Origin of the sequence: Flavisolibacter nicotianae (genome assembly GCF_003628535.1) — a bacterium.
Taxonomy (GTDB): domain Bacteria; phylum Bacteroidota; class Bacteroidia; order Chitinophagales; family Chitinophagaceae; genus Flavisolibacter; species Flavisolibacter nicotianae.
Genome location: NZ_RBCI01000007.1, coordinates 74,388 through 99,443, shown reverse-complemented (window position 1 = coordinate 99,443; position 25,056 = coordinate 74,388). Strand labels below are relative to the sequence as shown.

Genomic DNA, 25,056 nt, shown 5'->3' with positions numbered 1-25,056 from the left:
GACGAATGAACTGCAAGCATTTCTCTGTTTTCTTTTTTTTTCTCCTGTCTTCATTTTTCGGCTTTGGACAAGCTGTTCCGGGTGATACCGTTTCCTCCGTCCAGATTCTAAATGCAAAAAACCTTCAGGTCCGGAATTTACCGAATGGCACGCAACTTCAAATTCTGGCGGGAAATGTGCGGCTAAAACAGGGAACAACTCTATTTACCACGGACAGTTGCGTGTTGAACGCCACGGAAAAAACGTTCTCCGCTTTTGGACACGTGTACATCAACGACAGCGATACAGCGAAAGTCTGGTCGAATACACTACGGTACCAGTACGACCGCAAATACGCCTACCTCAATGGCAATGTGCGTTTGACCGATGGGCAGGGAACACTGACAACACCTGCTCTTGAATACGATGTGGCGAGAAGGATCGGCACGTATACCAACGGCGGTAAAGTGGTCAACAAGCGGACGACGGTTACCAGCCGCGAAGGCACGTATTACGCCGACATTCATGATATTTATTTTAAACAAAACGTGGTGATGAAAGACCCGGGTTACACCGTTCTTTCCGATTCCATTTTGTACAACACAGAAACACGCATAGCCCGTTTTATTGCCGCGACGACGATTCGCGACAGCAGCGGCCGTGTCATCAAAACAAGCGAAGGCTATTACGATCTGCAGGCGGGCAAAGCAGATTTTACACAACGCACCACCATCGTTGATAAATCGCTGACTGTCGTTGGCGACCGCATCGCTTCCGATGACGAAACAGGAATTATCCAGATCGAAGGCCGGGGCGTATTGATCGATACGGCCAAAGGGATCAACATCCTCGCCGACCGCATTTTTGCCAACAAGAAAACAGAAGCCTTCCTGGCAACAAACAAGCCCCTGATGATCATACGGCAGGAAAAGGATTCCATCTATATCGCCGCCGATACGCTTTTTTCGGCACGGCTGTCCGACCTGTTTGTAGACACAACGAAAAAAGCAAGAAAGCCCAATCCGAAGGACAGCACCAACCGCTATTTTGAGGCCTACCGGAATGTCAGGGTCTTCTCCGATTCGGTGCAGTCGGTAAGCGATAGTTTGTTCTATTCATTTAAAGACTCCGTTTTTCGTTTGTATCAAAACCCGGTTGTATGGAGCAAGCGGAGCCAGATAACCGGCGATACCATTCTTCTATATACCAAAAATAAAAAGCCGCAGTACGTCAAGGCATGGGAAAACAGCTTTATGATCTCGGAAGTGCAGCAGGGCGTGTACAACCAGATCAAGGGTACCCGCATGGATGGCTTTTTCAAAGAAGGCGTGCTCGATTCGGTGCGAACCAAAGGAGCGGCGGAATCCGTCTATTTCATCCAGGATAAGGACAGCGCTTTTACCAGCGTTAACCAAACGCAGAGCGATGCCATTGACCTTTATTTCCTGAAAGGCGATTTACAAAAGGTTGTACTGAGAAGCTCTGTCAACGGAACCGTCACACCGATCAAACAAACAGATCCCCAAAAGTCCAGGCTTGCCAATTTCCGGTGGCTCGAAGCCCGGCGTCCCAAGACCAAATACGAATTGTTCGAGTAACAACAATCAGCCTGTTTTGACCGCTGATCACATTTCCGGCAAACAACCACGATCCTTTCCGCCGCAGGTACAATATGCACTGCATTCCTTCGTTTTGCCTAAAAATAACGCATGAAGAAAGGTATTTGTCAGTGGTTGGTTGTATTGTTTGTCTTTAGCTTTCAAACAGCTTTGGCGCAAGATGCGGCACCGCAAGGTGAAAAGCCAAACCAATTAGGCATCCGCATCAGCAGCAAAGATGCCGTCATCAACCATTCGATCACCTATAGACGTTTTTTAAAACCCGATCTTGCCGTCGAAGGGTTATTTTCATTCAGCGATCCGGTTGCGCTGGGCATTCTTATAGAAAAGTACAAACCTTTGGGTACATCCGGCCTGACCTGGTTCTGGGGCGCCGGTGCTTATGCAGGATTTGGCGGCGGCCGCAATTTCGGTGCACAAGGTGCGGTTGGTCTCGACTTTGTCTTTCCTGCTGTTCCCGTCAATCTTTCCATCGACTGGAAACCTGAATTAAACTTCGTTAAACAATTTTCCTTCGAGCCCGCTGCCGTCGGTTTCAGCGCACGATTTATCTTTTAACAGCAACCTCATATAGTCGTTTTTGCGCCTATGTGCATGTTTGAGTAAATTGTGTAAATGTTTTTTGCGGTTTTATGCAGGATTTTGCCTTATTTTGGCGCAACCGCTTGCTGATGCTTAAAAAGGAAAGACAGACCTACATCCTTCACCAGGTCAACTTACACAACAAAGTCCTGTGTACTGATCTTAGTCAGCATATGAAGGTTTCGGACGATACCATCCGCCGCGACCTCAACGAACTGGCCCAGGAAGGGCGGCTGATCAAAGTGCACGGTGGCGCATTGTCCTCATCGTTCCATTCCACTCCAAGCGACCTGGAAGAAATCTACTCCTACGATAAGAAAAAGATCATCGCGCAGAAAGCATTGCGCCTGATAAAGAACGGGATGTTTGTCATCACCAGTGGCGGCACAACCATCCTGGAGTTGGCTCGTTCGCTTCCCCCCGATCTGCAGGCTACGTTTGTCTCCTGTAGCATTCCGGCTGTCCTGGAATATGCCAACCACCCACAATGCGATGTCATCATGATTGGCGATAAAGTTTCCAAGAATTCAAAATTCACCGCAGGCTCCGAGGCCATTACAAAAATCAGGGAAATCAAAGCGGATCTCTGCATTTTGGGTATCAATGCACTGGATATTCACCACGGCATTTCCGACAACGACTGGGATGTGGTGCAGGTGAAAAAAGCAATGACCGGGGCCGCCCAAAAGCTGGTTTGCCTTACCATTTCCGAAAAAATTAATACCCAACAACCTATACAGGTGTGCGAAGCCTGTGACATCGATATACTCATAACCGAATTGCCACCCGAAAGCGATCTGCTTCTTCCCTATAAAGAAGCCGGTATCCAGGTGCTTTGACATTTTACCTCTTTATACTATTGATCACTATATGTTTCATTCTGCAATTTTTCAAACCTTAAAATGCCTATTATGAGGAAATTTACACAACCCTGGATCTTCGTAATGGGATTTCTCCTTCTGTGTCTTACAACGCTGGCACAAGAGAAAACCATTACCGGGACCGTAACTGACGAAAACAACGCTCCGCTTGCCGGAGCTTCGGTAAACGTGAAAGGAACAAACCGTGGCACCCTGACCGATGCCGCGGGTCATTTCAGTATTCAGGCTGCCAGCGGGCAGGCGCTTATTGTTTCATTTATTGGTTACACGCCACAGGAATTTGAAGTAGGAAAAACGGCTTCCCTGGCCATTAAACTAAAGCAGGGACAAAACAACCTGCAGGACGTTGTGGTAGTCGGTTATGGCACGCAAAGAAGGGCCAACCTGACTGGTGCCGTAACCACGGTCAATGTAAAAGAACAATTGGGTTCAAGGCCAACCAATGATGTTGCCCGGGGTCTTCAGGGTTCTGTACCCGGACTGACCATCACCACGCCAAGCGGCGACATTGGAACCAACCCTTCCATCACCCTCCGTGGTTTAAGTGGTTCGCTGAACGGCGGCGGCGCAAAACCGCTGATCCTTGTCGACAACGTAGAGTTTACCGATCTCCGCATGATCAATCCTGATGATATTGAGTCGATCTCCGTGCTCAAAGACGCGGCTTCGACTTCTATTTACGGAACAAGAGCTGCCTGGGGTGTCGTGCTCATTACCACCAAGTCGGGACGCAAAGGCGCAGAGCGTACGCAGATTTCTTACAACAACAACTTCTCCTTCAGCCAGCCCACAACCATTCCAAAAGTGGCACCGGGTGCCGAAGGTGCTGAAATGGCTTTGCTCGCCTACAAACGCAACAACCCGAACACGACCACTTTTTCTGCATTGGGAATGACGGTGGACCAGATTGCCATTCAAAAAATGCGTGACTGGCAGGCGCAGTACGGGAATCAAAACCTGGGCGATGAAATGGTGATGGGCCGCGACTTTGAAATCCGGAACAATCAATTGTTTTTCTACCGTACCTGGGACCCGATGGAAATGTACCTGCGCAACTGGGCACCGCAGCAAAACCACAACCTGTCCATCGACGGAAGCAGCGCCAAAGTGGGCTATACACTGGGACTTGGCTATACCGACCAGAAAGGTGCACTGAAAGTTAACCCGGACGAGTTCCAGCGCTTTACGGCAAACCTGGGTGTGAACGCTAGCGTCACCAGTTGGCTTGATGCACGCTCAAAAATTATCTTGTCACGAGCCAAACGCACAAGGCCCTATTATTTTTCCAGCGATACCTACGATCCCTGGTACTACTTATCACGGTGGCAGGCGTATTACCCGTATGGCACGTACGAGGGCAAACCGTTCCGTAGTGCGCTGACCGAAGTGCAACAGGCAAAAATGACCCCTTACTACGATAACCTGACCCGTGTTCAATTGGGTGGAACATTCAAGATCATGAAGGGCCTGACCTTTGACGGGGATTACACCTTTACCAGCACGGGTTACCGCGAGCAGCAAACTGGTGGAAGTGTAGCGGCCTGGGATTTTTGGGGTGGTCAAATGATCTACCGTCCATACACCAGCGCTACGTACGACAGGGCAATACTGGCATCGGCCTGGAGTGAGCGGAACACTGTGAGAGGCTTCGCCACGTACAATGCCGATTTAGGAAAGGCGCACAGCCTGAAATTCATTACCGGTACTGACATCGAAGTTTTTGAAAATGGTTACCAGCGGGCAGAGAGAAGAACGCTGCTGAACCCGGATATGGGCCAGCCAAACCTGGCTACCGGCGACCAGTTTGTGGGCAGCTCGGCCAGGCAATGGGCCACCCGCGGTTATTTCGGACGGATCAACTATGCCTTCCAGAACAAGTATTTGCTGGAGCTGAACGGCCGTTACGACGGTTCATCCAGCTTCCCTGTAAAAGACCAATGGGCCTTCTTTCCTTCTGTATCTGCCGGTTATGTGCTGACACAGGAGAACTTCATGGACTTCTCCAAAAACATCCTGAACTTTTTAAAGTTGAGAGGTTCATGGGGATCCGTGGGTAACCAGGATGTGGGAAGCAACCGCTTTTTGAGCATCATGAATTCAACAACGTCAGGTTGGTTGGTGGGCAATGTGAACATGGCTACAGTAGGCACGCCTCCCCTGGTTTCTCCTTCGCTGACCTGGGAAACCGTCACAACGCTTGATTTTGGTGTTGATGCGAAGTTATTCAACAACAAACTGGGTGTCACATTCGACTGGTACAACCGCACAACGAGCGACATGATCACGGGTGGTCTTACCGTGCCAAGCACTTTGGGTACATCAGCTCCGCCACGGAACTTTGGCGACCTGCAAACAAAAGGCTGGGAATTGCAACTCGACTGGAGCCATCGTTTTGGCAAGGATTTCCAGTTGAACATCACGGGCTTGTTGTCCGACTTCCAGGAAAAACTGACAAAATACGGCAGCAATGCCACCGGTTTGATTTCCTCCAACTACGAAGGCCGGCTCATTGGCGAGATTTGGGGCTATGAGACAGACCGCTTTTTTACAGCCGATGATTTTCAAAAGGATGCCAACGGCAACTTGCTTTTGCAAAACGGTAAGTATGTCATGAACAAAGGTGTTGCCACGCAAACCCGCTGGGAAACTGGTACGTTCTTCTACGGTCCTGGCGACATTAAATACAAAGACCTGAACGGAGATGGAAAGATTGACATTGGATCGAATACCGTAAGCGATCCCGGTGACCAGCGCATTATCGGTAACTCCACTCCCCGGTACCAATATGGTGTTCGCCTTGGTGTTGACTGGAAAGGCATTGATCTGAACATGTTCGTCCAGGGTGTCGGAAGCCGCCAGATGTGGGCCAATGGTCCGGTGGTGATTCCCGGTTATCGCATTGGCGAAGGATGGTTTGCACACCAGCTGGATTACTGGAAACCGGAAAACCCCAACGCCTACTACCCTCGTCCAACCGATCAATTGCAGTCGAATGCCACACGCAACTTTTTGCCGCAAACCAAGTATTTGTTGAACATGGCTTATACCCGCCTGAAGAACGTGAACATCGGCTATAAGCTGCCGGTCAAATGGGCCAGCCGGGCCGGTTTGAAAAATGTGCGTCTGTATGTCAGCGGCGAAAACCTGCTGACGTTCGACCGCCTGCAAGTACCCATTGATCCGGAGGTAAACTATACTGATGCCGGCCTGAACGATCCGAACACCTTTGGCCGTGTGTATCCGTATCGCAAATCCATTTCATTTGGCGTTCAAGTAAACCTTTAAAAAATTAGTATGAAAAATAAAATAATTACCGTGTTAGCGGCAGCGCTCCTCGTGGCGACGGGCTGCAAAAAGGACTTCCTGACACGCCTTCCGCAGGATGCGCTGGAAGACACTTCTTTCTGGACCAGTGAGAACAATATCCGCACGTTTGCCTATGGCTTTTACCCGAATTATTTCAGTGGGTATGGCTCAGGCTTTACGTGGGGCAAGTTTTTCTCGGGGCAAAGCCTCAATGACGATTTTGCACCGACCACACCTACCCCATTCACCAAAGTGGTTCCCGCTTCGGGTGGAGGCTGGTCATTTGCCTGGGTAAGAAAGGCAAACATCATGATCAACCGGGTGCAAACAGCACCTGTCAGTGACGAAGCAAAAAAACACTGGACCGGCGTTGGCCGATTCTTTCGTGCATTGGAATACGCCGATTTGGTATCAACGTTTGGCGACGTTCCCTGGATTGACAAGGAACTGGATGAAGCGTCGCCGGAACTGTATAAACCCCGCGATCCGCGTACACTGGTCATGGACAACGTGCTGGCCGATCTGCAGTATGCAGCGGAAAACGTCCGGGCCAGTGATGGAACGGATGGTTTGACAGTAAATAAAAATGTTGTTTTAGCAATGATGTCTCGCATTATGCTCTTTGAAGGGACATACGAAAAGTATCACAACATCAACCAGCAGAAAGCAACGTCTTACCTGCAAGTAGCGAAATGGGCCGCGGACGAAGTGATCAAATCAAACAAATATGCGGCAACGGATAATTTCAGGAGCCTGTTTAACTCACTGGACCTGGCCGGTAAAAAAGAGGTGATTCTTTACCGCCAGTACGAAACCGGTGTGCTGACTCATAGTTTACACAGCTATGTAAACGGCGAACCGCAGTCCGGTGCCTCAAAAGATGCTGTAGAATCATTCCTGGCTAAAGATGGCCTGCCCATTAAACTGTCACCCTTGTACCAGGGAGATAAAACCATCGGCAACGTAATGGCCAACCGCGACCCGCGTTTGTCAGAAACCATTGTTCCGGAACTGCGGTTGAAGGGCGTGGTATCCAATTATTCAACCTCAGGTTACGCCACCCGTAAATTCTTCAATGAATCGATTAAAGATTTGCCCGAAGGAAGCAGTAGCCTGAACCGCACTGATGCGCCGGTCATTCGTTTCGGTGAAGTGTTGCTGAACTATGCCGAAGCCACGGCTGAATTGGGAATGCTCACACAGGCCGATCTCGACAAATCCATCAACAAATTGCGCAGCCGTCCGGGCATTAACATGCCGCCGCTTCAGGTCATGGGCGACCAGCCCGCTGTCAACGGAACACCCTACGATGACCCGGACCGTGATCCTTCGGTTCCTTCCATCATCTGGGAAATCCGCCGCGAACGCCGGACAGAATTAATGTTTGAAGGATTCCGCTTGAGTGATTTGAAACGCTGGAAAAAACTGGAGTACACGGATACACAGGCGAATGCTGACATCAACCGGGGCGCCTGGATTAAACGGTCCGACTGGCCAACACTTCATTCAGATGTAAAAATCGAAAACAACGCGACCGAAGGTTATATTATTCCCGCACCTTCCGCCGCTTCACAACGCTTGTTTACCGATCCGAAAGTATACCTGGATCCTCTCCCCCTTGACCAAATACAGTTGTATAAAACCAATGGAGTGGAATTAGTGCAAAATCCAGGTTGGCAATAATGGTGCGGCTTTCTCTTTAGCTGCAGCATATTCCTTCGAAATAGCTTACGCATGATAAAGGCTGTCCAATTTTCCTGGACAGCCTTTTTTTCTACAGGAAAGCCTGCATTTGGCAATGTGCAGTATAGCTAATTTGAAATTGCGTTCACAACGACATCAGCTTCAGTCGGTCATTCCAGGGCAAGCGTTTTGCTTTTGCCATGATTCCATAGTATGCAACAATGGCTTCTGCAACGAAAACCTGCAAAATGTCTTCTTCATCTCTATCGTCCCTGCGCTACCGTAGTGTTGCAAAACAGCGTAATTCATTCGGAAAATTGTTCGGAAACTTTTTCCGGGCAATGACTAAAGCGGAAAAATTGAAGGAATGGGCTAGGGACTTGAATTAACCTTTCAACCCGTCTCATACCCACAAAAAAGGGGCTGTGTTGCACAGCCCCTTTTTCTATCCGGGATGAGTTCTTTATTGCAATGCTTTTGTTTTTGCCTGGTATTCGGCAGCTTTTGCCGGCTGCTTTTTCCGGTTGTAATAATCAGAAAGCTGTCCCAAAACAATCCGGTAGTTGGCCTTATCCTGGGGCTTCAGCGTTGTCTGCGCACTGTAAAGTTCATACGACTTTGTCAGGTAAGGAAATACCTTATCAAACACGGCATCCATTTTCGCGTTCAACTCTTTTTTCTTCGCGGTTGCAGCGGGAGTAGTTCCTCTTACCGCATCCAGCGCCGATTGCAACTGGTACAATTCTGTCCAGTAAAACTGCGAGATCAGCAGGTTGCCGGTTGAGGAAGAAGGATCCATTTGCAACACGTTCCGCAAGGCAGATTCTGTTTGCAAACGCAATGTCGAATCATTTTCTGCAGCATCACTGGAACGAACATAGTTGTAAAGCTCAATGGCATAGTTCATTGCCAGCGTTTCATTTTTCGGATTTGCCTTTACCAGCGATTGGTATTCGGCAAACCGTTTTTGCTTATCGGCAGGAAGAAACAGTGTCTGGTAATCCAGCCATACATCGCTGTACATCGGGAAACGCTGCTGGCTGACTTCCAGGTATTTTTTAGCCGTTGCCGTGTCCTTTTTTTCCAGGTTGGCATTGATCATGAAACGGTACAGGCCAACATAGTTCGTGTCAACAATGTTGTTGTTAATGATCACGTCATAATACTTGGCTGCCTTGTCATAGGCCTTGGAGTTCTGTGCTGCGTACCCGGCATACAAGGTGGATGTCGTGTCGAATTTTGCATTCACAAGACCATTCTTCTGAAGGATCGTGAAGGCATCAAGCGCATTCTCGAAATTGCGCAAGGCATTTTCATACGAAGTGCTCTGGAAGTTCTGCACGCCCTTCTGGAAAAAACTTTGATAGATATCTACCAATGTCTTGTGATTTTCAAGTGTCGACAGCAACATGCGCTGGCCTTCTGGCTTGCTCTTTTCGAGGTCCACGTAAGCTTTCATGGCATCGAAGCTGGCCTGCATCATAACGCTGTCCGATTTTTGTTTGCCCAGGTTGTGATAAACGACCGCTTTGTAAAAAAGGGCATCTGCGTTGTTTGCATTTTGCGGATCGGCCAGCACTTTGTCAAGTTTTTCCTTTGCTTCGTCGTATTTGCCTTTCTGTACCTTTTCTTTTACATCATCCAGTTTTTCTGCCTTCTGTCCAAACGATTGAACGGCAAGTGCGAGACCAACAAATAATAACAGTTTACGCATTGTTTTTTGATTTTATAGTTAAGCGATTGGAGCTTCCTGCTCTCCTTCTGTTGTGTTTTCGGCTTGGTCGGTTGAAGCTTCTGGTGAAACGGTGTTCTCTTCCGTCGTTGTTGCCTCGGTTCCCTCTTCAGCGAAGATCACGTCCTCTTCCTGTTCATCCAGTTTGGTCAGTGCTGCAATTTCATCTCCCTCTTCAATTCGAATCAGCTTCACACCCTGCGTGGCCCTGCCTTGTTCACTGATGGCAGCCACATTCATGCGGATGGTAATGCCGCTCTTACAGGTAATCATCAGGTCTTCACTTTCGGCCACGTCCACAATTCCTACCAAACGGCCTGTCTTGTCTGTCACACTGATTGTTTTCACACCCTTTCCACCACGGTTGGTGATGCGGTATTCGTCCACTGGTGTGCGTTTTCCATAGCCTTTTTCACTAACCACGAGAACGGTCCTGTCTTTTTGCGTCTCGGGATTAACACAAATCATACCAACAACTTCTTCGCCTTCTTTCTCCACTTCAATCCCGGTTACGCCGATAGCGCCGCGGCCTGTCGTACGCACTTTCGATTCGGGGAAACGGATGGCCCGGCCCGAATTAATTGCCATCATAATGTCGCACAAACCATCGGTCAGCTTGGCTTCCAGCAACTGGTCGCCTTCTACGATCGTAATGGCATTTACACCGGTCGAACGCGGACGGCTGAAGTCAATCAGCGCCGTTTTCTTGATGACACCTTTTTTGGTACAAAGCACGATGTAATTGTTATTCACGAATTCGGCATCCTGCAGGTCTTTTACATCGATGATCGCCCTGACCTTGTCGTCGGGAGAAATTTGCAAAAGATTTTGAATTGCACGACCCTTGCTGTTCTTCTCTCCTTCCGGGATCTGGTAAACATTCAGCCAGTAGCAGCGTCCTTTTTCGGTAAAGAACAGCAGCGTGTGGTGCGTCGACGCAACAAAAAGGTGCTCGATATAATCTTCCTCACGGGTTTTTCCACCCATCACGCCACGTCCGCCGCGCCGTTGTGCACGGTAATCGGATGCGGATGTCCGTTTGATATAGCCAAGGTGGGAGATCGTGATCACCACGTCTTCTTCCTTGATGAGGTCTTTAATGCTAACCTCGTTGTCCAAAAGGGTAATTTCCGTCTTCCGCACATCACCAAACTTTTCCTTCACTTCATTCAGTTCGGTTTTGATGATCTCGTAACGCAGGCCCTCGTTGGCGAGGATCTCTTTCAGGTGGGCGATCAGCTTCATCAGGTCGTCGTATTCCTGCTTGATCTTTTCCCGCTCCATACCGGTAAGGCGCTGGAGGCGCAATTCGAGAATAGCCTTTGCCTGGATCTCGTCCAAACCCCAACCGGCATTCACCAGGTTGTCCTTGGCAATATCCGGCGTGGAAGATGCACGGATCAGGGCAATCACTTCGTCGAGGTGGTCAAGGGCGATGAGATAGCCCTGCAGGATATGGGCCCGCTTTTCCGCTTCACGCAATTCGAACTGGGTGCGGCGATAAACCACATCGTGGCGGAAATCGACAAACTCCGAAATAAGTTCTTTCAGCGACAGGATTTTCGGACGGCCTTTCACGATCGCCACGTTGTTAATCCCATAGCTGGTCTGCAGTTCCGTGTATTTGAACAACTGGTTGATGACAACGTTGGCAACGGCATCGCGTTTCAGGTCCATCACAATGCGGGTGCCTTCTTTGTTGTTCGATTCGTTGTTGATGTGGGCGATGCCTTCGAGAATTTTGTCATTCACCAGTTCACCAATGCGATTACAAAGCGTATCACGGTTCACCTGGTAAGGCACTTCGGTAATGATGATCTGTTCACGGCCGCTGGGTTTTGTATCCACATGAAGCTTGCCACGGAGCACCACACGTCCGCGGCCAAAATGGTAGCCGGATTTCACGCCTTCCATCCCATAAATGGAACCACCCGTGGGAAAGTCGGGCGCCTTCACGTGCTGCATCAGTTCTTCCACCGTGATCTCGCGGTTGTCGATGTAGGCAATACAACCGTCCACCACTTCACTCAGGTTGTGGGGCATCATGTTGGTAGCCATACCCACGGCAATACCGCTTGAACCGTTCACCAGCAATTGCGGGATTCGGGTTGGCAGAACCGTCGGCTCTTCCAGCGAGTCGTCGAAGTTCAGGCCGAAATCGACCGTTTCTTTTTCGATATCCTGCAGCATGGCTTCTGCCATGCGGGTCATACGGGCTTCCGTGTAACGCATGGCCGCCGGTCCGTCGCCGTCCTGGCTTCCGTAGTTACCCTGCCCGTCGATTAGCGGGTAACGGATATTCCAGTCCTGCGCCATCCGCACCATGGCGTCGTAAACGGCCGTATCACCGTGCGGGTGGTATTTACCCAACACCTCACCCACGATACGGGCACTTTTCTTATAGGGTTTGCTGTGGCCCATGCCCAGCTCATTCATCGCAAACAGGATACGGCGGTGTACCGGCTTTAAACCATCCCGCACATCGGGCAGCGCACGACCCACGATCACCGACATGGAATAGTCGATGTAGGCGGTCTTCATTTGCTCTTCGATGTTGATGGGAATAATCCGGTTAAAATCCTGCGTCTCCTGGGGTTGTAAATTATTTTCCATTCTGTGTACTTAACGTCAAATTTTAAAGGTGGGCAAATCTACCTTTTTTAGCCTTAAAAACCTGACAAAAAGCAGCGTTTTCAGCAGGCATTTTGCCTTAATTTACCAAGAGGGTGTTAATGTTTCCACAGCCGGGAAAAAGGTCAGGCACAGTATTTTCTTCACACTGTTTTTAAACACCAATTCGGCACCAGTCATGGCAACCTATTTTTTACTGCGGGATAACTTGGAGTCTGGCCCGTACACGGCCAAAGACCTGAAGGCGAAAGGCCTTTTCCCAACCGATTTGCTCTGGATCGAAGGCGAAAGCACCTGCTGGAAGCACCCGGCAGAAATCAGTGAACTGACCGCCTTCCTGCGTGACCCCGAGCCACGACCGAAAAACAGGCGAAAATCCACAACCAGGGCGGCTGCAACGGCATCGACAGCTTCCACTGTAACAACCTTCAAAAGCGAGTACCCTTCTGCCGGTGACACGCATTTCGATCTTTCGGTTGACCAGGAAGGGGACCTGTCCTACACGCCTTCGTTTGACGCACTGAAGGAAAAATATGCGCAAAAGTCCTACAGGAAAAAAGTGGTGAAGCAGCCGCTGAGTATTGCCGGCAACCTAATGGGCCTTGTGACACTGATGATCGGGGTAACCATGGCGGCGTTCATGATCAAAAAAGCCGTTGAAAATATCGAGTTCGAACCGGCTGAAACCGCGACGTCCGAAGCCCATGCGATAGTGGAGGAAAAATTGCCCCAAAGCACAACCTCCCATGCGGCCCTGGCAACCGTTGCTTCACCACTCGCACAAAACAGCACGTTGATTGCGTCGGCCGTGACGAAACCGGAGCCTGTTACTGCCAAACCGGTCGTCAAAAAAGAACCGCTTAAAATAAAACCCGAGCTGACCATACCAAAGGAGACCCCGGCCTCTTCCCCCGATACGGAGTCGAAAAAAGATGAAGTGCCGGCGGCCGAAAACAAACCTGCCGCTGACGCGGACCTGGCGAAAAAGGAAGAAAAGCCTGCCGCCAAAGCCGCCCTGCAATTGTCGGCCAATGACTATACGGTCGGCCTGTTTGGCGGCATCAGCAATCTCGAACTGACGGTCACCAACCCGTCGTCAACCGCGATTGACAAAGCGGTTGTGGAAGTGGAATATCTGAAATCAAACGGGAAAACCGTTGGCTCCAAAACTGTGGAAGTCAGCAGCATTGCTCCCGGCGCCAGCCGAAAAATCCAGGTGCCGGACAATGGCCGTGGCGTCAAGGTTCACTACCGGGTCGTCAATATGTAAGCCTTTTGTAAAAAAGAGAATTCAACGACATTTTCATTTTCACACCTTGCCCTGCCATTGGCGGGGCAATCGATTTTTGCCTACTTTACAAGCCTATTCTTCACCATGAGACAAATTCTTCTTTTTGGCGCCGGCAAATCATCCACTGCCCTGATCGACTACCTTCTTGTCAATGCCCGGGCGGAAAACTGGCAACTCACCGTTGCCGATGCAAACGCAGAAGCCATTCACGAAAAGATCGGTACCTCTCCTTTCGGTAAGGCCGTTGCGCTGGACATCCTGCAGGATGCAGAACGAAAGTTCCTTGTGCAGGCAGCAGACATCGTGATCTCCCTGCTTCCGCCGGCGCTGCACATTCTCGTGGCAAGGGACTGTCTCCATTTTGAAAAAAACCTTTTGACCGCATCTTATGTCGACGAATCGATTCGGGATCTGAAAGAAGAAATCGAAAAAAAGGGTTTGCTTTTCCTCTGCGAAATGGGGCTGGATCCCGGTATCGATCACATGAGTGCAAAAAAGATCATCGACAGCATTCATGCGGGAGGCGGAAAGATCACTTCTTTCTATTCGCATTGCGGCGGGCTGGTGGCACCGGAAAGCGACGACAATCCATGGCATTACAAGATTAGCTGGAACCCGCGGAATGTTGTGATGGCCGGGAAAGCCGGCGCGATCTACAAGCAGGACGGCGAGATCAGGGAACTTGACTACGAAGCGCTTTTCGAACAAAAACGTTTTGTGCCGGTGCCCGGTACGGATGCTCTTTGCTGGTACCCGAACAGGGATTCGCTGAGCTATATTTCCAAATACGGGCTGGAAGAAACTGATACGTTTATCCGCACAACGCTTCGCCATCCCGATTTTATTTATGGGTGGAAAAACATTATTGACCTGAAGCTGACCGACGAAGCCAAACTCTATCTGACCGATGGCAAAACACTGATGCAGTTTTTCAAAGAGCACATGGATTTGAACGGCTTTGGCGAATGGCTGGAGCAAAAGCTGCACGATCAGTTCGACGCGACCAAATCCCTTTTAACGGAATTGGTCAGCCTTGTCAAGCTGGAAGAAGAAGCCGCCGAAAAAGGCATTGAACCGGTAGAGGAATTTATGATGGTTGACGACAACGGCGATCTGCAAAAAGTCGACATCGACCACTTAAAGATCAGCGCGGCTGCCACGCTTGCCGATAAAATGCACGACGCCAACCTGACGCTGAAACAACTTTTTTTCCTCGGCATGGACGACGAAAAAACAACGATCGACAAAGGCCGCTGCAGTGCTGCCGACGTGCTGCAATTCGCGCTGGAAAAAAAGCTCTTACTGCAACCGGAAGACAGGGATATGGTAGTGATGCTTCACGAGCTGGAATATACAAACGGGTCGGGCCGCAAAAAGACGACGAGCACCTTCTTGCTGAAAGGCGACAATGCCGTTCATACGGCCATGGCTAAAACAGTGGGATTGCCCCTGGCGGTTGCCGCGAAACTGATCCTCAATGGAACCATCCAAACAAAAGGTTTGCAGATACCCGTTTCAAAAGAAATCTATGAACCCGTCCTGCAGGAACTCCGCGGAGCCGGGATCCATTTTACCGAAGAAACCGTTGACCTGCCTTCTTAAACCAGGTATTTTCTGAGATGGGGAATCACCTCTTTCATGCCTTCGGTTGCCGGTTTTTCAATGGCAACAATGTTTTGCACCGGCGACAGGTAGGGAAGTTTTTTATCGACAACAAATTTCGGAACATGGTAAGGCACGTAATTCACCAGGCCCGCTGCAGGGTAAACCACCAGTGAGGTTCCAACAATCAGGAACAGGTCGGCGTGGCGGGCAAGGATCGCAGCTTTTTCCATCATGGGAACGGGCTCTTCGAACCAGACGATATGCGGACGAAGCTGGGCGCCGTCTTCTGCCCTGTCTCCCATTTTGATATCGCCTTCTACCGGGTAAACCAGGCTTTCGTTGGCTTCGCTGCGCATTTTAAGGATCTCGCCATGCAGGTGCAAAACCTTGGTAGAACCAGCTCTTTCATGCAGGTCATCGATGTTTTGCGTCACGATCGAAACATCGAAATCATTTTCCAGTTCGGCTAACGCCACGTGGGCGGCATTGGGCTTTGCTTCCCTGACGCCACGGCGGCGCAGGTTGTAAAACTCCTGCACCAGCGCCGGGTTGCGGCGCCAGGCCGTGGCGGTCGCCACTTCATTGATGTCGTAGCCTTCCCATAAACCGTCGCTGTCGCGAAAGGTTTTCAGGCCGCTTTCCGCACTGATGCCGGCGCCGGTCAATACCACCAGTTTCATTTTGCTCATACCCAAAAATAGTTTGCAAGTGCACACGTTCCATTCGCCTGGCCGTAAAACAAAGCGCTTGACCGTGTGAACGGTGAACTCGTGAACCTTTCCCCGGTAAGCTTTTTGCTGGCATGCCGAAAACAAAATCATGAAGAGTAGGGCCAGCCTGAAGAGCCATCCCCTTCACCCGATCCTTGTCAGCTTTCCCATTGCCTTCTTTGTCGGTGCCTTTGTGTTTGACCTTCTTTCATTGGTTTTCTCCAAACCGTCGTTACAGGCAACGGGCTATCACCTGGTCATTGCCGGCATTGCGGGTGCCGTGCTGGCGGCCGTTCCGGGCTTTCTCGATTTTTTATACACCGTCCCGCCGGAGAGTTCAGCCAAAAAAAGAGCTGCCCAGCACGGGCTGCTCAACTCTGGCAACCTTGTGCTGTTCATTGTCATTTTTTTCCTCAGGCGAAACAGCAGCCTGGCACTTCCGGTCCTGGTTGTGCTGGAAGCAATGGGCGTTGCTATTTTATCGACAGCCGGCTGGTTTGGCGGCACGCTTGTTTACCGGAACCAGATCGGCGTCGACCCGCGCTATGCCGGTGCCGGCAAATGGAAAGAGGAAGTGCTCGAGGCAAAGGGCGGGAAAGTAAAGGTGGCTCGCATAGACGAACTAGCCGTCAACCAAATGAAACTGGTACATGTTGATGGCAAACGGATCGTGATTGCCCGGTCGGAAAAAGGGTATGCCGCTTTTAGTGATCACTGTTCGCACCGCGGTGGCTCGTTGGCCGGCGGTGCCATGATCTGCGGCACGGTGCAGTGTCCCTGGCACGGATCGCAATTCGACGTGCACGATGGTTCGGTCAAAGCAGGGCCTGCCAAAACCGGGATTGAAACTTTTTCCGTTGAAGAAAAAGATGGCGCTGTTTATTTGCAGGTTTAAAAATCAAAAACGACGCAATGCCGTATACTGTACAAAAAAATCCGTTTGTCGTTCCTACAAACGACGGAAAGCTGATTGAAGAACACGTGGGACTGGCTTCTTCGGGCGACCAGGGTCTCAGCATCGCACACATGATCGCACCGTCGGGATGGAGCGAGCCCCACCAGACGCCTTCGTTTGATGAATACACCCTGATCAGCCGCGGTAAAAAACTAGTCGAGGCAGATGGGGACCAGATTGTCCTTGAAAGTGGACAAAGTATCTTGATCAAAGCCGGCACCCGGGTTCGCTATTCCAACCCTTTCGACGAGGAGTGCGAATACTGGAGCGTTTGCCTGCCAGCCTTTTCAGTGGATTCCGTGCACCGCGAAGAGGCCTGATTTTGGCATGCAACGCAGTTTGGAATTTTTTTTGTTGACACTACCTAAAGATCAGATTATGCAAGAGCAATCGTTTGAATTAGTACTGAGTGGTGTGCCCTATTTGGTAAAGGCCGCACCGTTTTCGTTTAATGGGGAAACTCGGTTCAAGGTGCGATACAACAATAGCGACGAACACATTTTTACCTGGGATTCTGGACTGGGCCGGTTGGCCGCAATCGACGATGATGCCGGCCTCATACCAGACGACCTCGAAAATGCAATCGCAGGAAGACTTCAGGCAGGAAAATAGAAATCAAAACAAAGCAGGACTAAGCAGAAAAAGCAGTTCCCATCCGGGAGCTGCTTTTGTTTAATCATTTCTGCATCGTTAGTTTTCACCGGCCATTTCCATGATCACCGTCCATTCGTCGTCTTTAACGGTACCCACCGACAGGCGACCCAGGCGCAACAGATCCATGTTCTGCAATCGCTGCTCGGCCTTGATTTGTTTTAACGTGACAGGCGTTTTTAATTTTTTCACCGGCTTCAGGTCCACAACCACCCATGCATCTTCATCCGATGTCGGATCGGGATACGCTTCCTTCACCACTTTGGCAATGCCAACGATTTCAAGTCCTTCATTGCTGTGATAAAAAAGAACCTGGTCGCCTTTTTTCATGCTTCGCAGGTTGTTGCGTGCTGCATAATTGCGCACGCCATCCCAGAACGTTTGTTTATCGTTTACAAATTGCTCCCAGCTATATTTAAACGGTTCCGATTTTACCAGCCAGAATGCCATGCGGTTGTTTCGATTTAGATTAAAACTGCAAGAATAAATTTTTTGCTTTTACCAATCCAGGAATTTTTTACCGCCGTATTTATTCAGCAAACAAATCATCAAACCCAAAACCTTTACAGATGAAAAAGATCACATTCGCGGCCTTCCTTCTTGCATCGATTGCCTTTACGGCTTCCGCTCAAACGATTCCGGCAAAAGCCGGCGAAATGACCGTGATGGTTGGTGGTGCGCCCATGTACCCTTCCAAAAATATTGTTGAAAATGCCGTCAACTCCAAAGACCACACCACGCTGGTGGCTGCCGTAAAAGCAGCAGGGCTGGTAGAGACCTTGCAAAGCGCCGGGCCGTTTACCGTCTTTGCACCGACCAACGCGGCTTTTGAAAAATTGCCGAAGGGCACCGTCGAAACCCTGCTGAAACCGGAAAACAAAGCCACCCTGGCGTCGATCCTTACCTACCACGTAGTGCCCGGACGCCTGCAATCAAAAGACATTGCCGCGCTGGCAAAAAAAGGCAGGGGCACGGCCGAACTGACAACTGTTCAAGGCGGCAAACTCTGGGTGATGGAAAAGAACGGACAGTGGTGGCTGAAAGATGAAAAAGGCGGAATGGCAAAAATCACCATCGCCGATGTCAATCAAAGCAATGGCGTCATCCACGTGATCGATAGTGTGGTCATGCCGAAATAAAAACGCATCGTTCTGTCCTGTTGTAACAAGATCAGCCGGCCCTGCGCCGGCTGTCTTCTTTTGCAAGGAGGCAATATGATTTTGCGAAAATGAAATCTTTTCTGCTTACCGCGGAATCAGGTCAACCGGTACAACAAATTCGAAAATCGTCCTGCCCGCCGGCCGCGAACCGGAGAAATCGTTGTCCAGCAAATGAGAAACCCGGAAGCCTAAACTAACAGGCAGTGCATTCCACCATTTGGTATCGAAATAGATTTCACCCCCGACACTCCGTTGTTCCCGGGTTATACTTTTGGTGCGTGAATAAACCCGCGTGTAATCGTAAAAAACATTGCTCCGTACCCGCAGGAAATAAAGAATGTTCCCAAAACCCCAGTCGGGATAAAAAAGCGGCATGTGGTAATTACCGGTTATCCGCCACATGCGGGAGAAAAAATAGTCGTTATAGCCGCGTGAATTAGCAAAGCGGTTCGAAAAAACCACGTTGCTCGTATCCGTCTCCTGCCAGTTGGCGGCAACAACGATGCTGTGGTTTCGGATGGAAGGAAGGTAGACCCTTGTGCCACCCAGGAATTGAAAACCGTTCCCGCCCAGCAAATGCCGGTGCGAGAAGTTCAACGTGTAGCCAAATTTTGGAAAGATCTGCTGAACGGCCCGTGGCAACTGCTGCGTCCAACTGACCGAATGGGAAAGATAGCTCGACCTGACACCCCTGATCTGCGACTTGTTGTCACCGGTCGGTGTTGTTTCGTTGTACACGTAGTTGGTTCCGAAAGACAGGTACTTGAACGTTTTGCCGCGTGTAAAATTGAGGGGGATCGAATAGCCCACCTGCGCTTCTTTTTGATCAAGCGTAAACGTTCCGGAGGTTGTCTTTAAGTTCCGGTTCGTGGTATAGGTTAGCCCGGCCTGCAGCACCGGGAAAAAGCCGCCGTAAAACGAACGGAAGCCAACAGCATGCGACGATTCGTTCTGGTTGTACCGGTAAAAGATTTCGTTGGTGAAGGTGTTCAAAATATTATCGCTGAAAATGCTCGCCGTCACCTCCGGGTCCGTGTAATTCACCTGCCGGCTGTGGAAATTAAAAAGCCCCGTCGTCTTCGGGTAGGGCTTGACTGGATAGGCCCCCGTGCCGGCCGTCTCCAAAAGGTTGGAAACAGCAGAATCACCGGCAATCTTATAAGGCTGTACCCGGCGACGCCACTCCTGCATCGGAACGACACCCGGCTCCATTTTCGACAGCGGGCGGTGCCCGATGCGAAAGCCGTTGCTCGTAAAATGGGAATACCACAAACTGTCATTAAAGACCGAAGGAAAATAATTCCCGGTAATATCCGAGGTCAGTTGCTGCAGGCCCGCTGCCGGCAGGCGATCGTCCAGGTTGATGGAATAAATCTCGTCGTTGCCCGAAGCCGACGAGACAAAATAAAGTTTTGACCCGGCAACAAAGGGATAACCCAGTGTTGCAGAAGAAGGCGCAACCAGGGTTTCTGCCTTACCTGTTTTTGATTCGTCATTGAGGGAAAGCCTTTGCAGTGACATCGTCGCATCCGCGTGCCGTACGGCAACGACGATCGATTGCGAGGTCACGAAACGCGGGTGCACAAACAACTCTCCTTTTTTCGCCGGACGTATCGTTTTCAACACCGCTCCTTCCCTGTTCAGCAGCCGCAGTTCATTGTCGGCCGAATCCGTATAGGCAACCGCGATGATCGTTTCGTTATCAGGACCAAGATCGGGTGTAAAATAACGGCCCTTGCTGGTCAGCTTTTTTTCTTCCCGGGTGTGGATATCCAGCAGGTAAATGTCGCTGTAATCCGTCAGGCCCCAGCGCGGGTGAACCGCGTAAGCCGTGTAGGCAATGATCCCGTTGCGGTAACTGAGCCAGTCTTCATTGGTGATGTTGCGTTGCCGGATTCGGTGTTCGCCCTGCCGGTCTTTCAGGTAAAAAGCAGGAATGCGGTCGTAGGCCGTTTTTACGTAAAGAACCGAATCCACGCCGATCATTTGCGGGAATAAATAGTCGGCTACGGTCTCGCGTTTTTGCACCTGGTCACGCCGCGTGCTGACGTCGTGCTGGTAATAGGCAAGGGCTTCTTCGCGGAAGGTTTTGAACGGTTTGCCCGATGCCTTTTGCACCGCCTTCTGAAAGGGGTAAAACAGTCCACGGAACCGGGCCGCATCATCGGTGACCCTGCCCCAGAAACCGGCACCGTATTGCAGGTAACCGTAGTTGGTTAGAAGGTAGCCAAGGTTGTAATGGTTGGGCACAAAGTCTTTGAGCGAACCGTTGCGCAGCTTCATCCAGCTATAATTGCGTTGTTCGTGCCAGAGCGCCTTGAAGCCGTTGTAAAACCAGGGCGCCCTTCCCCGTCCCTGCGCCGTGAGTGCGGTTTCGCTGTGCACGGCATCGCCTTCAAAAAACCAATCGGGAATGGCCATCGCATTGAAAAGTGCCTGTCCCTGCTGGCCGAAAACGACGTGGGCCGCCTTCGATAAACCCTTGTTGAAATTGCTGTATTGCTGCACGTGCCGAAACTCGTGCACGGCCAGTTCTTCGCTCCAGGGCGTTGTGCCAAATTCAAAAATATTGGAACCCGGCAGGAGGTAGTATTCGCTGCGGAATGGAGCCAGCGCCACGTAGCCGTTGGCAAGGGTGGTATTCGGGTGCAACAGGATGTTGATCTTTCGTACCTCGCTGCCAAGCGGGTTGCTGTTTTGCCGCGTCATGCGGTGAATGATGGCCGCGATGCGCTGCGCCTCTGGCGTCACTTTTGGCGTAAAAAGAATGCGGGCCGTATCGGTATTCACCTGTTGCCAGTGGGTAGACGGCGGGAAAGCGCCGAATTGCTGGGCCGCCAGCCTTCCATAACAAAAAAGCATTGCCAGGGCCAAAACCGTTCGATTCATCATGTGTGAAAAAGAATTTAAAAAACCATTCCGCCTCGCAAAGTAAAATTATCTTCATCGCTTAAACCAACAACTGACCATGATCGCTCTTGCCCTGGCGCTGGCACCAACTCTTGCCATTGTTCTCTTTATTCTTTACCGCGACAAATTCGACCGCGAACCGGCCACAGTGCTCTTTGGCTCCTTTTTATATGGCGTGCTGGCAACCATGCCGGCCATGGCCTTGGAAATCGGGGCCGGTTATTTTGGCCTGGAAGAAACCGTGCAGGGGACGGTGCTTTACGTGTTTTTCGGTGTGGCGCTGGTGGAAGAATTTGTCAAGTTCGTCCCGTTGCGCTATTACGCGTTCAACCGGCGCAGCTTCGACGAGCCGCTCGATGGGATTGTGCATGGCGTGATGGTCGGCCTTGGTTTTGCCACTCTCGAAAACCTTCTTTATGTATACGAACACGGGATCAGCGTGGCCATTGCCCGTATGTTCCTAAGTGTGCCGGGCCACGCCGCCTATGGCGTGATCATGGGTTATTTTTTCGGCAAGTCGAAATTCGATTACCGCAACCGCTTTGGACTGCTGTTAACCGGTTTAGTAACGGCAACATTTTTCCACGGCCTGTACGACAGTTGTCTTTTTGTAAGCCAGAAGGTAGATGACGGTACGACCAAGGCATTGCTGATCGTCGGCGCCCTCACCACTGATATCGTGGCCTATATTTTTGCCGCCAGGCTGATCAAACAGCACAGGCGCATCTCCCGTTTCCTCTACGTGGAAAAGCCCGTTTGCACCATCCGCACGGCAACAACCGACGACATTCCGCTGATCCGCACACTGGCCAACCAGGTGTGGCCACTGACCTATGAATCGATACTTTCCCGTTCACAGATCATCTACATGATGCGGCTGATCTACAGCGAAGAAGCCATTCGCAGGCAAATGGCGAGCGGCCACTCCTATCTTATTGTTTACAATGCGGGGATCCCGGTAGGCTTTGCGTCGTATAGCCTGGTCGAACCCCCGGTATGCAAACTCCAAAAGATTTATGTGCTGCCCAACCAGCAGGGCCGCGGCACCGGCCGCTTCCTGGTAGACCAGGTCATTGCATTGGCCATCGAAGGCGGCGCCACTATCCTGCGGCTGAATGTCAACCGGCACAACAAAGCGAGAAGCTTTTATGAACGACTCGGCTTCGCTGTTTGCAGTGAAGAAAAGATCGACATTGGCAGCGGCTATGTCATGGATGATTTTGTGATGGAAAAATCCATCCACGTAACCATCGAAAACTCGCAGGACCACACGACCGGCGAAACAGTGAGGCTTTCCTGAACGGCTGATTTACGAGGGCAGGCTGTCGAGCAGTTGCCGGCGTTTTTTCTGGTAGCGGCAGTGCCGGTAGCCAAGGTAACCGCGGTACATGCCCAGAATATAAATCCCGGTCCCCATTACGAGAGTCAAATCGACGTGCTGCACCAGCACGAAATAGCAACTGGCAAACAGTAGCTGCAGCAAAGTATAGGTGAAGAAAAAAAGCAGGTAAACCCTCATGGTCCGACGCTTGTAAGATGGGGTGCACAAACAATGCCGGACTGCCCACGTCAATCCATTCCATCAACCGAAACCGGAATTGTCAGCGAACCTGGTAGTCGACCTTGAGCGTGATGGACGCGGTTTTTTCCTTCGACGTGGTGTTGAAAGCCCCGCCATAGCTGTAGTCTTCGTTGGCGTTCTTGCCCGTGATCTGGAAGACGCCCATGTTGGCCTTGCGCAGGTCGCCCAGCAAAGCACCCGAATTTTTAGCAATGCTCTCGGCCCTGGCCTTTGCGTCGGCCGAAGCTTTTGCCAGCAGGTCGATTTTCAGTTCATTGAGGCGGGAATAATAATAGCTCGGTGCGGACGAATTGAGTTCAATGCCTTTCTGCAAAAGGTTCGTGATCTGCCGCGACATTTTTTCCACCACGTCGAGGTTGCGGGAGGCGACTGTTACGCTTTCGCTCAGGTTGTAACCGGTAAAGGTGGAACCGATCACCCGTCCATTGGGATCGTATTTCTGCTCGTAATTGCGGTTCATGTTTACGGAAGAAAAAACAATATTGGTGTCCGCAATGCCGGCCGTGTTGAGATAGCGTTTGATCTCGCCTTCATCACGTTTCACTTCTTCATAGGCGGTTTTCAGGTCGAAACCGTTGCGCACAAAATTGCCTGTCCAGACGATCTGGTCGGCCACAAAGTCTTTTTCGGCCAGCCCGGTCACGGTAATGGTTTCGGCTGATTTGAACTTGTATTTTACCGTGGCGGCAGCGAGAAAAACCGCAAGAATGATGGCGACGGCGATAATGAGGTGGCCCATGTAGAGGCGCATGGCGGTGAAATTTGGCTCTAATTTAATTCAGCGGAGGTGGAAGACATAGCCCTGTTTGTTAAATGCAGTTGAATACTTTGCAGGAGAAACCAATGCAATTTTGTGTTTTTGATTCTTTCAGCTATGCTGAACAACCTTGCTGAAACAGAACTGTCTCTTCCTTGTCATTGGGATGCTTCCTTCGTCAGCAATGGCTGCGCAGCAATCGATGTTTCCTGCTCTTGGAAAAGGTGGCAGACAGCGCAACATTTCACAGCCGTCGTCCCGGCAAAAGCAAAGACCCCCGTACCCCGGGATGACAGTACGGGGCGTTCTTTTAGCGGACAATCTTCTTACAGTACTTTCCTGTACCAGCTTGCGGCCTGTAGCTTATCGCTTGCGGCTTACCGTTTATAGCATGCCGCCAACCTTTGCCGCTTCCTCAAAACACCAACTGGTGCGTTTGCTTGATCACGCCCATCACGAACACGCTTTGCACGTTGCCCACGTTCTCGATGGCACTCAGCTTGTTCACGTGAAAATGGTAGTATTCATCCATGTTCGCGGCCACCACTTTTAGCAGGAAATCAAACTCGCCGGAGATCGTGAGGCATTCCAGCACTTCGTTCATTTCAAGGATGCTCTTGATAAACTTGTCGCCGGCGTGCCGGCTGTGCTGCCGCAGCGATACATAGCAGATCACCATCAGCCCCTTGCCTACTTTGGAGGCATTCAGCAAGGTCACGTATTGCCTGATCACGCCACTCTCCTCCATGCGCTTGATCCGCTCGTGTACCGGCGTGGTGCTGAGGTGCACTCCCGCAGCGATTTCCTTGATGGTGGCCCGGGCATTTTGCTGGAGCAACTTGAGGATTTCGAGGTCGATCCTGTCGAGTGCAGGCGTTTCTTCTTTTTGGGGCGCTTTTGCCATCGGTGAAAAGGAAATTTTCCTGCAAAATAGCTTTTTCGGTCGCTGATTTCCCAAATGATCAGAAGCTTGCAGGAAAATTTTCTCCCTCCTTACCTTTGCAGCGGAAAGTTTTGCTGTC

At 50.6% G+C, this 25,056-nt stretch carries 20 protein-coding genes; 12 read left to right on the top strand and 8 right to left on the bottom strand.

All coding sequences use genetic code 11. The annotated features are described in order from the left end of the window. Positions 1 to 5 precede the first annotated feature (5 nt). The 5 genes from D6024_RS17890 to D6024_RS17870 all read left to right on the top strand — a co-directional run bounded on the left by D6024_RS17890 (position 6) and on the right by D6024_RS17870 (position 8,050). A complete protein-coding gene (locus D6024_RS17890; RefSeq protein ID WP_121356125.1) occupies positions 6 to 1,577 on the top strand; it encodes an OstA-like protein in 1,572 nt (523 codons plus the stop codon). 111 nt (positions 1,578 to 1,688) lie between these two features. Next, the gene (locus D6024_RS17885; protein ID WP_121356124.1) at positions 1,689 to 2,156 is read left to right on the top strand and encodes a hypothetical protein; all 468 of its coding nucleotides are present in this window, start codon (positions 1,689 to 1,691) and stop codon (positions 2,154 to 2,156) included. Positions 2,157 to 2,269: 113 nt separating this feature from the next. Next, on the top strand, positions 2,270 to 3,019 hold the full coding sequence (locus D6024_RS17880; RefSeq protein ID WP_121356220.1) for a DeoR/GlpR family DNA-binding transcription regulator: 750 nt from the start codon (positions 2,270 to 2,272) through the stop codon (positions 3,017 to 3,019). A gap of 72 nt (positions 3,020 to 3,091) precedes the next feature. Beyond that, positions 3,092 to 6,346 (top strand): SusC/RagA family TonB-linked outer membrane protein, encoded by a 3,255-nt coding sequence (locus D6024_RS17875; RefSeq protein ID WP_121356123.1) that lies wholly within the window; start codon positions 3,092 to 3,094, stop codon positions 6,344 to 6,346. 9 nt (positions 6,347 to 6,355) lie between these two features. Then, a complete protein-coding gene (locus D6024_RS17870) occupies positions 6,356 to 8,050 on the top strand; it encodes a RagB/SusD family nutrient uptake outer membrane protein (protein ID WP_121356122.1) in 1,695 nt (564 codons plus the stop codon). Between the two features lie 463 nt (positions 8,051 to 8,513). Here D6024_RS17870 and D6024_RS17865 read toward each other — a convergent pair whose 3' ends face one another. Both D6024_RS17865 and gyrA read right to left on the bottom strand, forming a co-directional pair. Beyond that, on the bottom strand, positions 8,514 to 9,764 hold the full coding sequence (locus D6024_RS17865; RefSeq protein WP_121356121.1) for a tetratricopeptide repeat protein: 1,251 nt from the start codon (positions 9,762 to 9,764) through the stop codon (positions 8,514 to 8,516). An 18-nt stretch (positions 9,765 to 9,782) separates the two neighbouring features. After that, complete coding sequence (gene gyrA / locus D6024_RS17860; RefSeq protein ID WP_121356120.1) at positions 9,783 to 12,395, bottom strand: DNA gyrase subunit A; 2,613 nt, start codon at positions 12,393 to 12,395, stop codon at positions 9,783 to 9,785. 196 nt (positions 12,396 to 12,591) lie between these two features. Here gyrA and D6024_RS17855 point away from each other — a divergent pair, with 196 nt between their 5' ends. Then, a complete protein-coding gene (locus D6024_RS17855; protein WP_162944860.1) occupies positions 12,592 to 13,683 on the top strand; it encodes an FxLYD domain-containing protein in 1,092 nt (363 codons plus the stop codon). Positions 13,684 to 13,788: 105 nt separating this feature from the next. Beyond that, positions 13,789 to 15,306: a saccharopine dehydrogenase C-terminal domain-containing protein gene (locus D6024_RS17850; protein ID WP_121356118.1), complete on the top strand. Its 1,518-nt coding sequence runs from the start codon at positions 13,789 to 13,791 to the stop codon at positions 15,304 to 15,306. Here the strand turns inward: D6024_RS17850 and D6024_RS17845 are convergent. Next, positions 15,303 to 15,998, bottom strand: a complete 696-nt coding sequence (locus tag D6024_RS17845; protein ID WP_121356117.1) for an SIR2 family NAD-dependent protein deacylase — start codon at positions 15,996 to 15,998, stop codon at positions 15,303 to 15,305. The two genes, D6024_RS17850 and D6024_RS17845, sit on opposite strands and share 4 nt — an antisense overlap. Positions 15,999 to 16,128: 130 nt before the next feature. On the opposite strand from D6024_RS17845, the gene D6024_RS17840 reads away from it, so the two are divergent. Genes D6024_RS17840 through D6024_RS17830 form a run of 3 tightly spaced genes read left to right on the top strand, consistent with a single transcriptional unit; the run spans position 16,129 to position 17,586 of the window. Next, a complete protein-coding gene (locus D6024_RS17840) occupies positions 16,129 to 16,914 on the top strand; it encodes a DUF2231 domain-containing protein (protein ID WP_121356116.1) in 786 nt (261 codons plus the stop codon). Positions 16,915 to 16,931: 17 nt separating this feature from the next. Next, positions 16,932 to 17,294, top strand: coding sequence for a cupin domain-containing protein (locus tag D6024_RS17835; protein WP_121356115.1), 363 nt, complete (start codon positions 16,932 to 16,934; stop codon positions 17,292 to 17,294). A gap of 58 nt (positions 17,295 to 17,352) precedes the next feature. After that, entirely contained in the window at positions 17,353 to 17,586 is a 234-nt protein-coding gene (locus D6024_RS17830; protein ID WP_121356114.1) for a hypothetical protein, read from the top strand. Between the two features lie 78 nt (positions 17,587 to 17,664). Here D6024_RS17830 and D6024_RS17825 read toward each other — a convergent pair whose 3' ends face one another. Further along, positions 17,665 to 18,075 (bottom strand): EVE domain-containing protein, encoded by a 411-nt coding sequence (locus tag D6024_RS17825; RefSeq protein ID WP_121356113.1) that lies wholly within the window; start codon positions 18,073 to 18,075, stop codon positions 17,665 to 17,667. A gap of 119 nt (positions 18,076 to 18,194) precedes the next feature. On the opposite strand from D6024_RS17825, the gene D6024_RS17820 reads away from it, so the two are divergent. Beyond that, a complete protein-coding gene (locus tag D6024_RS17820) occupies positions 18,195 to 18,764 on the top strand; it encodes a fasciclin domain-containing protein (RefSeq protein WP_121356112.1) in 570 nt (189 codons plus the stop codon). A gap of 105 nt (positions 18,765 to 18,869) precedes the next feature. Here the strand turns inward: D6024_RS17820 and D6024_RS17815 are convergent, their stop codons facing one another. Beyond that, on the bottom strand, positions 18,870 to 21,677 hold the full coding sequence (locus D6024_RS17815) for a TolB-like translocation protein (RefSeq protein WP_121356111.1): 2,808 nt from the start codon (positions 21,675 to 21,677) through the stop codon (positions 18,870 to 18,872). A gap of 76 nt (positions 21,678 to 21,753) precedes the next feature. On the opposite strand from D6024_RS17815, the gene D6024_RS17810 reads away from it, so the two are divergent. Continuing rightward, positions 21,754 to 22,995, top strand: coding sequence for a GNAT family N-acetyltransferase (locus tag D6024_RS17810; protein WP_121356110.1), 1,242 nt, complete (start codon positions 21,754 to 21,756; stop codon positions 22,993 to 22,995). Positions 22,996 to 23,004: 9 nt separating this feature from the next. On the opposite strand, the gene D6024_RS17805 is transcribed toward D6024_RS17810, so the two are convergent. The 3 genes from D6024_RS17805 to D6024_RS17795 all read right to left on the bottom strand — a co-directional run bounded on the left by D6024_RS17805 (position 23,005) and on the right by D6024_RS17795 (position 24,938). Then, a complete protein-coding gene (locus D6024_RS17805) occupies positions 23,005 to 23,214 on the bottom strand; it encodes a hypothetical protein (protein WP_121356109.1) in 210 nt (69 codons plus the stop codon). Positions 23,215 to 23,296: 82 nt separating this feature from the next. Then, the gene (locus D6024_RS17800) at positions 23,297 to 24,028 is read right to left on the bottom strand and encodes an SIMPL domain-containing protein (RefSeq protein ID WP_121356108.1); all 732 of its coding nucleotides are present in this window, start codon (positions 24,026 to 24,028) and stop codon (positions 23,297 to 23,299) included. 421 nt (positions 24,029 to 24,449) lie between these two features. Continuing rightward, the gene (locus D6024_RS17795; RefSeq protein ID WP_121356107.1) at positions 24,450 to 24,938 is read right to left on the bottom strand and encodes an Lrp/AsnC family transcriptional regulator; all 489 of its coding nucleotides are present in this window, start codon (positions 24,936 to 24,938) and stop codon (positions 24,450 to 24,452) included. Between the last annotated feature and the right edge of the window lie 118 nt (positions 24,939 to 25,056).

Coding starts and splice junctions, on each gene's coding strand:
- D6024_RS17880 (WP_121356220.1), top strand. CDS start 2,270: ATGCTTAAAAAGGAAAGACAGACCTACATCCTTCACCAGGTCAACTTA.
- D6024_RS17795 (WP_121356107.1), bottom strand. CDS start 24,938: ATGGCAAAAGCGCCCCAAAAAGAAGAAACGCCTGCACTCGACAGGATC.
- D6024_RS17865 (WP_121356121.1), bottom strand. CDS start 9,764: ATGCGTAAACTGTTATTATTTGTTGGTCTCGCACTTGCCGTTCAATCG.
- D6024_RS17885 (WP_121356124.1), top strand. CDS start 1,689: ATGAAGAAAGGTATTTGTCAGTGGTTGGTTGTATTGTTTGTCTTTAGC.
- gyrA (WP_121356120.1), bottom strand. CDS start 12,395: ATGGAAAATAATTTACAACCCCAGGAGACGCAGGATTTTAACCGGATT.
- D6024_RS17870 (WP_121356122.1), top strand. CDS start 6,356: ATGAAAAATAAAATAATTACCGTGTTAGCGGCAGCGCTCCTCGTGGCG.
- D6024_RS17810 (WP_121356110.1), top strand. CDS start 21,754: ATGATCGCTCTTGCCCTGGCGCTGGCACCAACTCTTGCCATTGTTCTC.
- D6024_RS17820 (WP_121356112.1), top strand. CDS start 18,195: ATGAAAAAGATCACATTCGCGGCCTTCCTTCTTGCATCGATTGCCTTT.
- D6024_RS17890 (WP_121356125.1), top strand. CDS start 6: ATGAACTGCAAGCATTTCTCTGTTTTCTTTTTTTTTCTCCTGTCTTCA.
- D6024_RS17850 (WP_121356118.1), top strand. CDS start 13,789: ATGAGACAAATTCTTCTTTTTGGCGCCGGCAAATCATCCACTGCCCTG.
- D6024_RS17855 (WP_162944860.1), top strand. CDS start 12,592: ATGGCAACCTATTTTTTACTGCGGGATAACTTGGAGTCTGGCCCGTAC.
- D6024_RS17845 (WP_121356117.1), bottom strand. CDS start 15,998: ATGAGCAAAATGAAACTGGTGGTATTGACCGGCGCCGGCATCAGTGCG.
- D6024_RS17840 (WP_121356116.1), top strand. CDS start 16,129: ATGAAGAGTAGGGCCAGCCTGAAGAGCCATCCCCTTCACCCGATCCTT.
- D6024_RS17800 (WP_121356108.1), bottom strand. CDS start 24,028: ATGCGCCTCTACATGGGCCACCTCATTATCGCCGTCGCCATCATTCTT.
- D6024_RS17835 (WP_121356115.1), top strand. CDS start 16,932: ATGCCGTATACTGTACAAAAAAATCCGTTTGTCGTTCCTACAAACGAC.
- D6024_RS17875 (WP_121356123.1), top strand. CDS start 3,092: ATGAGGAAATTTACACAACCCTGGATCTTCGTAATGGGATTTCTCCTT.
- D6024_RS17825 (WP_121356113.1), bottom strand. CDS start 18,075: ATGGCATTCTGGCTGGTAAAATCGGAACCGTTTAAATATAGCTGGGAG.
- D6024_RS17815 (WP_121356111.1), bottom strand. CDS start 21,677: ATGATGAATCGAACGGTTTTGGCCCTGGCAATGCTTTTTTGTTATGGA.
- D6024_RS17805 (WP_121356109.1), bottom strand. CDS start 23,214: ATGAGGGTTTACCTGCTTTTTTTCTTCACCTATACTTTGCTGCAGCTA.
- D6024_RS17830 (WP_121356114.1), top strand. CDS start 17,353: ATGCAAGAGCAATCGTTTGAATTAGTACTGAGTGGTGTGCCCTATTTG.